Genomic DNA, 11,165 nt, shown 5'->3' with positions numbered 1-11,165 from the left:
AGCGTGCCGCGCATGACGACGACACCCGCCACCGACGCCGAGGGCTCCGGAGCCCATCCCCGCTTCGCCGAGGCCCTGTCCGACTCGGGCCTCGGCGACCTGCTCGGCAGGGTCCGCCGGTTCCCGGACGGGACCCGGACCGCGGCCGAGGCCGCCGCCGCGATCGGCTGCGAGCTCAGCCGGATCTGCAAGTCGCTGATCTTCGCGGCGGACGGTGTCCCGGTGCTGGTGCTGATGGACGGCGCCTCACGCGTCGACGTCGAGCTGGTGCGGCGCGAACTCGGCGCCGCGAAGGTGACCCGGGCCGACGCCGACGTCGTACGGGAGACCACCGGGTACGCCATCGGCGGGGTGCCGCCGTTCGGGCACCGGACGCGGACCCGGGTGCTCGCCGACCGGGCACTGCTCAGGCACCACGAGGTGTGGGCGGCGGCCGGGAACCCGCACGCGGTCTTCCCGATGGCACCCGAGGCGCTGGTCGAACGGGCCGGGGCGACCCTGGTGGATGTGCGCGAGCGCAGCGCGTGACGCCGGCCGTCACCGCGGCGGTGCTGCTCGCCGCGGTCACACACGCCTGCTGGAACGCGATCGCCCACAAGATCACCGACAAGCTCGTCGGCTTCGCCCTCATCTCCGGCGGCGGGATGCTCATCGGGCTCGCCCTGGCGCCGTTCGCGGCGTTCCCGGCGGCCGCCGCCTGGCCCTACCTCGCCGCGTCCGCCGTCATTCACATCGCCTACTACGTGCTGCTGATGCGGTCCTTCCGGCTCGGCGACTTCGGGCAGGCCTACCCGATCGCCCGCGGCAGCGCCCCGCTGGTCGTCACCGCCCTGGCCGCCGTGTTCGCCGACGAGGTGCCCGACGGCTGGGCGGCGGCCGGTATCGCGCTGTCCTGCGCGGGGCTGGCCGGTGTCGCGCTGTGGGGGCTGCGCGGGCGGCGGCCCGACTGGGCGGCGATCGGGGCCGCGCTCGCGACCGGTCTGTCCATCGCGGCGTACACCGTGGTGGACGGCCTGGGAGTGCGGGCCTCCGGGACCTCCCTCGGCTACATCGCCTGGCTGATGATCGCCGAGGGCTTCGTCCTGCCCGCCTGCGCCTTCCACCGCTGGCGCGGCGGGACCCTCGCCCGGCTGCGGCCGTTCGCCGGGGTCGGCCTGCTCGGGGCCGCGCTGTCGGTCGCGGCGTACGGGCTGGTGCTGTGGGCCCAGACCAGGGCCGAGATGGCCCCGATCGCCGCGTTGCGCGAGTCGTCGATCCTGGTCGGCGCGGCGATCGGGGCCGTCGTCTTCAAGGAGCGGTTCGGTGCGGCCCGGGTCTGGGCGGCCGGGCTGCTGGTCGTCGGGATCGGGCTGATGCTGCGAGGCGGGTGAGCGCCGGCGCGGCCACCCGGTGCCAGGGGTGACCCGCCCGGCCGGGCGGGTCACCCGGGGACGTCGCGTCGGCCGCCGGGGGTGAGGTGGCGGCGCAGGGGGACGACCTTGCCATCGAACGCGCGGGTCTCGGCCAGGTCGAGCGGGGGCCGCTGGAGCGAGCCGCGGAGGGCGGGCCTGCCGCCGCCGAGCACGACGGGGTGGATGAAGACCTGGGCTGTCGCCGCAGAAGGCCCGTGAGGCCGGTGAGGGGGTCATCGACATGGTCGAGCGGGGGATATGGGCGGAATCGTCCTGATTGGGTGCGGTCGTGGCGTGCCGGGGGCACCCTGGAAGCAGATGTTTTCCGGAGGTGATCGTCATGATGCACACCACTGTGGGATGGCATGTCGAGCTGGAGTTCATGGAGGACGACCAGCACACCAAAGCGGCCGCCATGGTGCGGCTGCCCGACGGGACCGAGGTACGGGGCCACGGGCACGCCAGCAGGCACCAGACCGACTCCAATCAGCCGCGCGTCGGGGAGGAGATCGCCGGTGCGCGGGCGCTCGACCAGATCGCCCGGCAGTTGCTCTCCAAGGCGCACGGCGAGATCGACCAGGCGTCGGGCCGTACGTCGCACCCCATCCACATGTGAGACGCCCCGCCCTGTCGGAGCGTCAGTCCCCGCTGGTGAGGGCCGTGCCGACGGCCCTCACCAGTGCCTGTGCCCGCGGGTCGGCCGTCACGCTCCTGCGGAAGCCGTTGGTGACATAGCCGAAGGCGACCCCGGTCTCCGGGTCGGCGAAGCCGAGGGCGCCGCCGCGGCCGGGATGGCCGAAGGAGGTGGGGTTCAGCAGCGGGGACGCGCTGCCGTGGAGCATGTAGCCGAGGCCGAAGCGGGTGCCGACGACCAGCACCCGGTCCTCGCCGAAGGACTGCTCGCCGCGTGCCAGTTCCGTCGTCTCCGGCGTGAACAGGCGCCGTCCGCCGTCCACTTCGCCGATGAGCGAGGCGTAGATCCGGGCCAGGCCGTCGGCGGTGGCGATGCCGTTGGAGGCGGGCAGGGCGGCGGCGCGGTAGGCCGCGTCGTTCTCGTCGGGGAGCGGGGTGATCGCGGCGAAGGCGCGGCGGGTGAGCGAGTCCGGGTCGGCGTAGGCGTCGGCGACCGCGCGCTTGGGGCGGGTCCGCAGCGCGCCCGCGGCCTGCGGGATCTCCGCCGGGCCCACCCGGCCGGCCCGGGCGGTCTCGCCCTCCGGCAGCCCCAGCCAGAAGTCCGCCGCGGCCGGACCCGCTATCTCCTGCGCGATCCATTCGCCGATCGGCCGTCCGGTGACCCTGCGCACCAGCTCGCCGGTGAGCCAGCTGTAGGTCTGGGCGTGATAGCCGTGGCCGGTGCCGGGCTCCCAGGCGGGCGCCTGCGCGGCGACGGCCTGTGCGCCGAGGTCGGGGTCGGCGGCCTCCGCGGGCGTCAGCGGCCGGTCCAGCGCGGGCACGCCCGCGCGGTGCGCGAGCAGATGCCGGACGAGGGTGTGCTCCTTGCCGGCCGTCTTGTACTCGGGCCACCACCAGCTCACCGGGGCGTCCAGGTCCAGCTCGCCGCGCTGGTGCAGCAGCAGGATCGCGGCGGCGGCGACACCCTTGGTGGCCGACCGCACGATCTGCGCGGTGCCGCGCTCCCAGGGGGCCGTGCCGTCGATGTCCCTGGTCCCACCCCACAGGTCGACCACCCGGTGGCCGTCCCGGTACACGGAGACGGCGGCGCCGCGGTCGCCGAGCACCTCGAAGTTGCGTACGAACGCCTCCCTGACCGGCTCGAAGCCCTCGGCGACAGTGCCGTGCACGTCCACGTCCGTATGTCCTTTCCGCCCTGCCTTCGACAGCGGGTGCAACAAGCCCGGGCCGCCTGCGATTCCTTCTCGGCCCGGGGTTCCCGCTTCGGCTACGGAAGGGTACGACGTCAGCCGAGCACGATCGTGACGTCGATGTTGCCCCGGGTGGCGTTGGAGTACGGGCACACCTCGTGCGCGGCGTCGACCAGCCGGGTCGCGACCTCCCGCTCCAGGACCGGCAGCGAGACGCTCAGCGCGACCGCGAGGCCGTACCCCTGCCGCGCGTTGGGGCCGATGCCCACCTTCGCCGCGACCGTGGAGCCGGTGAGGTCCAGGCCCGCCCTGCGGCCCACCAGGACCAGCGCGTTGTGGAAGCAGGAGCTGTAGCCGGCCGCGAACAGCTGCTCGGGGTTGGTGCCGTCGCCGTCCCCGCCGAGCTCCGGCGGCATCGCGACCTTCAGTTCGAGGCGGCCGTCGTGGCTCGTGACGTACCCGTCGCGGCCGCCGTGCGCGGTCGCCTCGGCGACGTACATGATCTTCTTCGGACGGCTGTCGACGACGGCACCTTCGACCACGACGGGACCTCCCCCTGGACATGCGGACTGCGGGCAACACGGAAGTGTGCAACTACATCGTGCACAAGGTACCGACCGGTAGGGAGGCTGGGTAAGGGCAGGGGTGGGGAAACCGCGGGTAACGGGGGCGCTCGGGCCGACGGGCCCTGGTCCGGGCCGGTCCTGGGTCCGTCGGCTGGGGCGTCCGGGGCGTCCGGGTCAGCCGGTGCGGGGCGCCGCCCCGTCCGCTCGATCCGCCAGCGCGCGCAGTTCCTCGCGCAGCCGCGCGACCTCCGGGCCGTCGAGCCCCGTGGCCCGCAGCAGGGCGCCGGGGACACGGGCCGCGCGCTCCCTGAGCTCCTCGGCGCGGCCCGTGCACACGACGTGCACCGACCGCTCGTCCCGGGCCGACCGCTCCCGGCGCACCAGACCGGCCGCCTCCAGGCGCTTCAGCAGCGGGGAGACGGTGCCGTAGTCGAGGCGCAGGGCGGCCGCGAGCTCCTTGACCGTGGCCTCGCCGCGCTCCCACAGCACGAGCAGCACGAGGTACTGCGGGTAGGTGAGCCCCAGTTCGTCGAGGAGGGGCCGGTACGCGGCCGTCACCGCGCGCTGGGCGGCGTACAGCGCGAAACACAGCTGCTCGTCCAGCAGCAGCGACCCGGCGGGGGTCTCGGGGTGCTTCTCGTCCTGGCGCGTCACGCGCCCATTGTCACGGACCGCGGGTCGAAGCCGAAGGGCAGCTCCAGCCGGTGGGCGCGCATCAGGCCGTCGTCGGCCAGCAGCGTGCCGGTCGGCCCGTCGGCGGCGATGACGCCCTCGCTGAGGACCAGCGACCTCGGGCACAGCTCCAGGGCGTAGGGCAGATCGTGGGTGACCATCAGGACGGTGACGTCCAAGGAGCGCAGGATGTCGGCGAGTTCGCGGCGGGAGGCGGGGTCCAGGTTGGAGGACGGCTCGTCCAGGACGAGGATCTCCGGCTCCATGGCGAGGACGGTGGCGACCGCCACCCGGCGGCGCTGGCCGAAGGAGAGGTGGTGCGGCGGGCGGTCCTTGAAACCGGCCATGCCGACCTGCTCCAGGGCCCGTTCGACGCGATCCTCCAGCTCGGCGCCCCTCAGCCCGGCCGCGGCGGGCCCGAAGGCCACGTCCTCGCGGACCGTCGGCATGAACAGCTGGTCGTCGGGGTCCTGGAAGACGATGCCGACCTTGCGGCGGATCTCTGCCATGTGCTGCCTGCCGACCGGCAGTCCGGCGACCGTGACCCGGCCCGTGCCGCCGGTCAGGATGCCGTTGAGGTGCAGTACGAGGGTGGTCTTGCCGGCGCCGTTCGGGCCGAGCAGGGCGACCCGCTCGCCGCGTCCGATCGAGAAGTCCACGCCGAACAGGGCCTGGTGGCCGTCGGGGTAGGCGAAGGCGAGGCCGGAGACCTCCAGGGAAGCAGTCACAGGGTCCATCCCAGCAGACAGACGCCGAGGGCGGCGACGGGGAGGGCGAGGGCGTGCGTCCACTGCGCCCGGGAGGCGGTCACCTCGTCGATGACCGGCATCGAACCGGCGTAGCCGCGGCTGACCATGGCGAGGTGGACGCGCTCGCCGCGTTCGTAGGAGCGGATGAACAGCGCGCCCGCCGACTTGGCGAGCACGCCCCAGTGACGCACTCCCCGGGCCTCGAAGCCGCGTGACTCGCGGGCGATCCGCATGCGCCGCATCTCGTCCGCGATGACGTCGCCGTAGCGGATCATGAAGGACGCGATCTGGACGAGCAGCGGCGGCAGCCTGAGCCGTTGCAGGCCGAGCAGCAGCTCGCGCAGCTCGGTGGTGGAGGCGAGCAGTACGGAGGCGGCGACGCCGAGGGTGCCCTTGGCGAGGACGTTCCAGGCGCCCCAGAGCCCGCTGACGCTCAGGGACATGCCGAGCACCTCGGTGCGCTCGCCCTCGGCCACGAAGGGCATCAGCACGGCGAACGCGACGAACGGCACCTCGATCAGCAGCCGTTTCAGCAGGAAGCCCGCGGGCACGCGCGCGTAGGCCGCGGCGCCCGCGAGCAGCACGGCGTAGAGCCCGAACGCCCACATCGCCTCGCGCGGGGTCGACACCACGACGAGCACGAAGGCGAAGGTCGCGACGAGCTTGGTGTGCGGCGGAAGCGCGTGCACGGGCGAGTGCCCGTGCCGGTAGAGCCTGTGCGCGTGCCCGGCCCCCATGTCAGGCGCCCGCGGTCACGGAGGTGTCGGTGACCGGGGCCGAACGCCGCCGGCGGACCGCCCAGAACACCCCGCTGCCGGCCACCACCGTGCCACCGACGCCGATGACGCCCGCGAGGCCCCCGGACAGCCGGGCGTCGTCGACGTCCTTGACGCCGTAGTCGGCGAGCGGGGAGTCCGCGTTCGCGTGGTCCTCGGTCTTCCGGTCGATGCCGTGGTCGGCGGCGACCTTCTCCAGGCCGTCGGGGCTGGCGGAGGCGTAGAAGCTGACGACCCCGGCGAGCACCAGGGAGGCGGCGAGGCCGGAGAGCCACACCTTGCGGGTGGAACGGGCGGCGGCCGGGACGGGGCGGGCGGCGGGGGCGTCGACGAGTTCGCCGTTCACCCGCAGCTTCAGCGGCCGGTGCAGGTCGCGGGCGCCGTGGACCAGGTCGGGGCGGACGGCGAGGACGGCGCCGACGGTGAGAGAGGTGATCACGGCCTCGCCGACGCCGATCAGGAGGTGGACGCCGACCATGGCGGCGGCGACCTTGCCGATGGCGACGTCGGTGGTGCCGCCGACGGCGTACAGCCCGGTGAAGGCGAGGGCCGAGACCGGCACGGAGAGCAGGGCGGCGACGAAGGTCGCGGCGGTCACCGAACGGCGGGTGCGCGGCAGGACCTTCACCAGGGCCCGGAAGACGGCGTAGGCGACGACGGTCGTCACGACGGCCATGACGGTGATGTTCACGCCGAGCGCGGTCAGGCCGCCGTCGGCGAACAGCACGCCCTGCATCAGCAGGACGACCGACACGCACAGCACGCCTGTGTACGGGCCGACGAGCAGCGCGGCCAGGGCTCCGCCGAGCAGATGGCCGCTGGTCCCGGCGGCCACGGGGAAGTTCAGCATCTGCACGGCGAAGATGAACGCGGCCACGAGTCCGGCCAGCGGCGCGGTCCGCTCGTCGAGCTCGCGGCGCGCACCGCGCAGGCTCACGGCCACGGCGGCGGCGGCGGCCGCTCCGGTGGCGAGGGAGGTGGGGGCGTCGATGAATCCGTCAGGCACATGCACCGTTCGATGATAGTGGCTTAATGCGAACTACTTGCAAGAGCGTGGGGGCGCTAATTACCCGGCGATCTCACGCTGTCGAGGGGCGCGGCACCGGAAATGTGCGACATTGGAGGGAAAGCGGAAGCCGGGCTTTCGCTCAGGTCACGCAGCGTAAGGGGCCTGCCGATGTCCGTGGTCGAGCAGTACGCACGAGCCCACATCGTCAAGGACACCGACGTCACGGTGCTGGAAGAACGCGGAGCCGTACCCGTCGTGCTGCGCTACGACCCCGACATCGATCCCCGCGCGGTCCGGATCGGCCTGCCCGGACCGCACGAGTGGACCTTCTCCCGGTCCCTGCTCGAACAGGGACTGCGCGTTCCCGCCGGTAACGGAGAGGTCCGCGTGTGGCCCTGTGGCCGGGTTCAGGCCGTCGTCGAGTTCCACTCCGCGCAGGGCGTCGAGGTCGTGCAGTTCGAGTCCAAGGCGCTGCTGCGCTTCCTGCGCCGGACGTACATCGCCGCGGCGCAGCCGGTCGCCCACTGAGCGGTCCGGCTCCGCGGCCGACGCGGCCTCGACGACCCGGCCAGGAGCACGGCCCGTCGGCCTCGGCCGGGGGTGCGGCTCAGCCGCCCGCCTTCAGCATGGCCGCCACGATCGGCCCCGCCGTCTCGCCGCCGTGGCCGGCCGCCTGGACCACGCCCGCGGCCGCGAGATCACCCCGGTACGCCGTGAACCAGCCGTTGGGCTTCTTCTGCCCGTCGACCTCGGCCGAACCGGTCTTGGCGCCCACGCTGCCGGTGACGCCCTGCATGGCCTCGGCCGCCGTGCCGTACGCCGCGGTGTACGACATCACGTCCCGCACCTGCGCGAGCGCGCCCGCGGACAGCCGGCGCGGGGCCGTCGCCAGCGTGCGCCCGTCCACCGCGGGGGCGACCAGATAGGGCTGGCGGAAGGTGCCCGACTGGATCGTCGCCGACACCGACGCCATGTTCAGCGGGTTCATCCGCACGCCGCCCTGTCCGATCAGCGAGGCCGCCATCTGCGCCTGCGACTGCACCGGAACCGCCCCGTCGAACGTCGGCACCCCCACGGCCCAGTTGTCCATGCCCAGCCCGAACACCTGCTGCGCCTGGGTCGTCAGGTCCGAGTCCTTCAGCTTCGGCGCCTGGCTGATGAAGGCGGTGTTGCAGGAGCGGGCGAAGGACGCCTTGAACGTGCCGTCCCTGATCTCGAACTTGTCGTCGTTCTGGAACTTCCAGTGGCCGTAGGTGAAGAACTTCGGGCACGGGTGCTTCCTGTCCGCCGAGGCCAGCCTCTTCTCGAACAGCATCGAGGCGGTGACGACCTTCATCGTGGAGCCCGGCGCGAGGGAGCCCTGGAAGGCGGTGTTGAAACCGGGGGAGGAGTTGGCGACGGCGAGGATCTCGCCCGTCGACGGGCGCAGCAGCACCACCGAGGCGCGCTTGCGGGCGGCGACCTGCTTCTCCGCCTGGGCCTGGAGCGCCGGGCTGAGCGTGGTCCTCACCGTGCCGGGCGTGCCCTCGCTGAGCTCCAGCACCGTCTTGTCGGACAGCTGCGCGTCGGACGTCCTGGAGGCCTCGCCCCGCACGACGCGCAGTTCGATCCCGGCGGTGCCGCCGGCCTTCTTGCCGTACTTCTCGCGCAGTCCGTCCAGGACGGGCGTCAGCGAGGGGTACTCCTTCGCGCTGAGCTCGCCGCCCTCACGGTCCAGCGCCCTGATCGGCGGGCTGCCCGCCGCGCCGGTGACCAGCCGGTCGCCGTCCTTCAGATCGGGGTGCACGACCGCGGAGTCCCACCGCACCCGCGGCCTGCCGTCGGCCTTGTTCCGTACGACGGTCAGGGCGCTGGTGTAGGTGAGCGGCTTGCTGACGGTGCCGTGGGTGACGGTGCCCTTGACGGTGAAGGGCACCTTGTCGCCCTGGCGGGCGCCGGGGGTGAGGGTGACGTCCCTGACCCGGGCGTCCCTGGTGTAGCCGGTGAGCAGGGCGGTGGCGGCGGTGGCGTCGTCCGTGGCGGCGGCGGCCGCGGGCACCCGGCCCTGCTGCCAGGCGGTGAGGAAGCGCTGGGAGGCCTGGGTCACCTCGGCGGCGGACAGCGGGCCGGTCTTCACCGGCCTGCGCTCGGCGTCGCCCGCGGTGTCGTCGGCCGCGGCGCCCCCGCCGTAGAGCACATAGCCGCCGATGCCGACGGCGCCGACGACCGCGGCGATCACCGACCCGATGACGGCAGGACTGCTGGTCCGTCTCTGGGGGACGCGCCTTCTCTTGCCCACTGCTTCCCGATCCTCCGCATCTGTCCCCGGGGCCGTCGTCCTCGTGGCCCCGGTTGCCGCCGCCCTCACCGTCCCCGACGACGGTGCCATGGTGGAGTCCCGACCTGTGCGGGTGGCGTCGGCCACCCGTCGGCGGGCCGCGGGTCCGTCGCCCGCCGACCGGCCCGTCGGGCCGCCCGGCCGGTCGTGTGCCCGTGCGAGCCTGTCATGCCCCCAGCGAGCCTGTCATCCGCCCGCCCGCAGGACCTGCGCCACAATCGGCCCGGCCGCGTCACTGCCGTGCCCGCCCTGCTGGGCCATCGCGGCCGCCGCGACATCACCGCGGAAACCGGTGAACCAGCTGTTGGACGTGGCCTGTCCGTCGACCTCCGCGGAGCCGGTCTTCGCGCCGATGTCGCCGCTCAGCCCGGACATCGCCTTCTGGCCGGTGCCGCTGGTCGCGGTGCGGTTCATCAGGGCGCGCAGCTGGTCCACCGTGCTCGGCCGCAGCCCCTCGGCGCGCGCGAGCGTCCGACCGTCCAGGCTCTGCGGCACGATCACCGGCTGGCGGAAGGAGCCCGTGATGGCGGTCGCGGTGACGGACGCCATGTTCAGCGGGCTCATCTGCACCTTGCCCTGGCCGAGCAGCGCGGCCGCGGTGTCCGGGCCCTCGGATACCGGGACGCTGCCGTCGAAGGTGGTGACACCGGCCTTCCAGTCGTCACGGCCGAGCCCGAACCGCTCCTGCGCCTCCTTGGTGAGGGAGTCGTCCTGGATCTCGTCGGCGAACTTCACGAACGCGGTGTTGCAGGAACGGGCGAAGCTGTCGGCGAGCGTGGCGTCCTCGTTCGCCTCGAGTCCCTTGAGGTTGTTGAAGGTGTGGCCGTCCGAGAGCGCCTTCGGCGGACAGGGCGCCGGGCCGTCCGCGGTGGTCAGGCCGTTGTCGATGAGCATCGCCGCGCTGATGATCTTCATCGTGGAGCCGGGGGCCAGCTCGCCCTCGAAGGCGGCGTTCCACTTGTCCACGCGGTTGTTGGCGATCGCGAGGATCTCGCCCGTGCTCGGCTTCACCGCGACCACGGACGACTCCTTGAAGCCGGTGACGGCCTTCTCGGCCGCCGCCTGCAGCCGCGGGCTGATCGTGGTCGGCAGCCGGCCCGCCCGGCCCTCGGTGAGGGTCAGCAGCGCCGTGTCGGCCGCGCCGGTCGCGGTGTGCCGGATCGACAGCTCCACCCCGCGCGTGCCGCCCGCCTCATGGCCGTAGCGCTCGCGCAGGTCGTCCAGGACCGGGCCCAGCGACGGGTACTCGTCCTTCGTCAGGACGCTGCCGTCGCGCGCGACCGCCTCGATCGGCGGGCTCGCCGACTCCTCCGTGACCAGGGTGTCGCCCTTCACCAGCTCCGGGTGCACCACCGTGGGCTGCCAGTCGACCAGCGCCCGCCCGGTCGTGATCCCGCGCACCACCGTCAGCTGGCTGTCGTACTCCAGCGGCTTGGCCGCCCCCTTGTACGACACCGTCGCCCGCACCGAGAAGGGCACGGTGGTGCCGGACGGTGTCCCCGGCGTGATCCGCACATCCGTCAGATGCGCGCTGCCGCCGAAGGACGTCAGCACCGGCTCCGCGTCGGCCGCGTTGTTCGTGAACGACGCCGCCCGCGCACCCCGGCCCTGTTCCCAGGCGGCGAAGAACTCCTTCGTGGTCTCGGCGACCTCGTCCTCGTCCGGCGGCCCGCTCTTCGAGGACGTCGAGCCACCCGGGCCCGAACCGCCGTCCCCGCCCAGCGCGGACACCAGATTGAACGCGCCGTACCCGGCGCCGCCGATCATCGCCGCGAACACCGTCCCGACGACAGCTCCCCTGACCCCCTTGCGCATCGCGCGGTCCCTCCCGTGTCCCCCGTTTCCCCTTCCCCAGCACTGTA

General features: G+C 73.3%; 13 protein-coding genes. 4 read left to right on the top strand and 9 right to left on the bottom strand.

Annotated features, from left to right (window positions below; genetic code table 11):
• Positions 1 to 12 precede the first annotated feature (12 nt).
• Together ACFYR0_RS23420 and ACFYR0_RS23415 are read left to right on the top strand one after the other, a co-directional pair.
• Positions 13 to 528, top strand: a complete 516-nt coding sequence (locus tag ACFYR0_RS23420; protein ID WP_389331248.1) for a YbaK/EbsC family protein — start codon at positions 13 to 15, stop codon at positions 526 to 528.
• The gene (locus tag ACFYR0_RS23415) at positions 525 to 1,370 is read left to right on the top strand and encodes an EamA family transporter (protein WP_389331245.1); all 846 of its coding nucleotides are present in this window, start codon (positions 525 to 527) and stop codon (positions 1,368 to 1,370) included. The genes ACFYR0_RS23420 and ACFYR0_RS23415 overlap by 4 nt, the downstream gene beginning before the upstream one ends.
• A 50-nt stretch (positions 1,371 to 1,420) precedes the next feature.
• Here the strand turns inward: ACFYR0_RS23415 and ACFYR0_RS23410 are convergent, their stop codons facing one another.
• Positions 1,421 to 1,564 carry a hypothetical protein gene (locus tag ACFYR0_RS23410; RefSeq protein ID WP_389331242.1) on the bottom strand — a complete coding sequence of 48 codons (144 nt, stop codon included), beginning with the start codon at positions 1,562 to 1,564 and terminating at the stop codon, positions 1,421 to 1,423.
• 167 nt (positions 1,565 to 1,731) lie between these two features.
• Here ACFYR0_RS23410 and ACFYR0_RS23405 point away from each other — a divergent pair, with 167 nt between their 5' ends.
• Positions 1,732 to 2,007 (top strand): DUF1876 domain-containing protein, encoded by a 276-nt coding sequence (locus ACFYR0_RS23405; protein ID WP_386379014.1) that lies wholly within the window; start codon positions 1,732 to 1,734, stop codon positions 2,005 to 2,007.
• Between the two features lie 22 nt (positions 2,008 to 2,029).
• Here the strand turns inward: ACFYR0_RS23405 and ACFYR0_RS23400 are convergent, their stop codons facing one another.
• From ACFYR0_RS23400 to ACFYR0_RS23375, 6 genes are all read right to left on the bottom strand, one after another.
• Positions 2,030 to 3,199, bottom strand: coding sequence for a serine hydrolase domain-containing protein (locus tag ACFYR0_RS23400; RefSeq protein WP_389331239.1), 1,170 nt, complete (start codon positions 3,197 to 3,199; stop codon positions 2,030 to 2,032).
• A gap of 110 nt (positions 3,200 to 3,309) precedes the next feature.
• Positions 3,310 to 3,714 carry an organic hydroperoxide resistance protein gene (locus ACFYR0_RS23395; RefSeq protein WP_389331368.1) on the bottom strand — a complete coding sequence of 135 codons (405 nt, stop codon included), beginning with the start codon at positions 3,712 to 3,714 and terminating at the stop codon, positions 3,310 to 3,312.
• Between the two features lie 240 nt (positions 3,715 to 3,954).
• On the bottom strand, positions 3,955 to 4,434 hold the full coding sequence (locus ACFYR0_RS23390; protein ID WP_389331236.1) for a MarR family winged helix-turn-helix transcriptional regulator: 480 nt from the start codon (positions 4,432 to 4,434) through the stop codon (positions 3,955 to 3,957).
• The gene (locus ACFYR0_RS23385; protein WP_389331233.1) at positions 4,431 to 5,189 is read right to left on the bottom strand and encodes an energy-coupling factor ABC transporter ATP-binding protein; all 759 of its coding nucleotides are present in this window, start codon (positions 5,187 to 5,189) and stop codon (positions 4,431 to 4,433) included. Before ACFYR0_RS23385 ends, ACFYR0_RS23390 begins: the two co-directional genes overlap by 4 nt.
• On the bottom strand, positions 5,177 to 5,938 hold the full coding sequence (gene cbiQ, locus ACFYR0_RS23380; RefSeq protein WP_386379018.1) for a cobalt ECF transporter T component CbiQ: 762 nt from the start codon (positions 5,936 to 5,938) through the stop codon (positions 5,177 to 5,179). The genes ACFYR0_RS23385 and cbiQ overlap by 13 nt, the downstream gene beginning before the upstream one ends.
• Position 5,939: 1 nt before the next feature.
• Positions 5,940 to 6,989 carry an energy-coupling factor ABC transporter permease gene (locus tag ACFYR0_RS23375; RefSeq protein WP_389331229.1) on the bottom strand — a complete coding sequence of 350 codons (1,050 nt, stop codon included), beginning with the start codon at positions 6,987 to 6,989 and terminating at the stop codon, positions 5,940 to 5,942.
• A 165-nt stretch (positions 6,990 to 7,154) separates the two neighbouring features.
• On the opposite strand from ACFYR0_RS23375, the gene ACFYR0_RS23370 reads away from it, so the two are divergent.
• Positions 7,155 to 7,514, top strand: a complete 360-nt coding sequence (locus tag ACFYR0_RS23370) for an SsgA family sporulation/cell division regulator (protein WP_389331226.1) — start codon at positions 7,155 to 7,157, stop codon at positions 7,512 to 7,514.
• A gap of 79 nt (positions 7,515 to 7,593) precedes the next feature.
• Here the strand turns inward: ACFYR0_RS23370 and ACFYR0_RS23365 are convergent, their stop codons facing one another.
• Both ACFYR0_RS23365 and ACFYR0_RS23360 read right to left on the bottom strand, forming a co-directional pair.
• Positions 7,594 to 9,264, bottom strand: a complete 1,671-nt coding sequence (locus ACFYR0_RS23365; RefSeq protein ID WP_389331223.1) for a penicillin-binding transpeptidase domain-containing protein — start codon at positions 9,262 to 9,264, stop codon at positions 7,594 to 7,596.
• A 225-nt stretch (positions 9,265 to 9,489) separates the two neighbouring features.
• Positions 9,490 to 11,118, bottom strand: a complete 1,629-nt coding sequence (locus tag ACFYR0_RS23360; protein WP_389331220.1) for a penicillin-binding transpeptidase domain-containing protein — start codon at positions 11,116 to 11,118, stop codon at positions 9,490 to 9,492.
• Positions 11,119 to 11,165: the final 47 nt, after the last annotated feature.

The organism is Streptomyces sp. NPDC005017 (assembly GCF_042873115.1).
Lineage (GTDB): Bacteria > Actinomycetota > Actinomycetes > Streptomycetales > Streptomycetaceae > Streptomyces.
The sequence above is the reverse complement of the archived record's forward strand: the minus strand, read 5'-3'. Positions and strand labels throughout refer to the sequence as shown.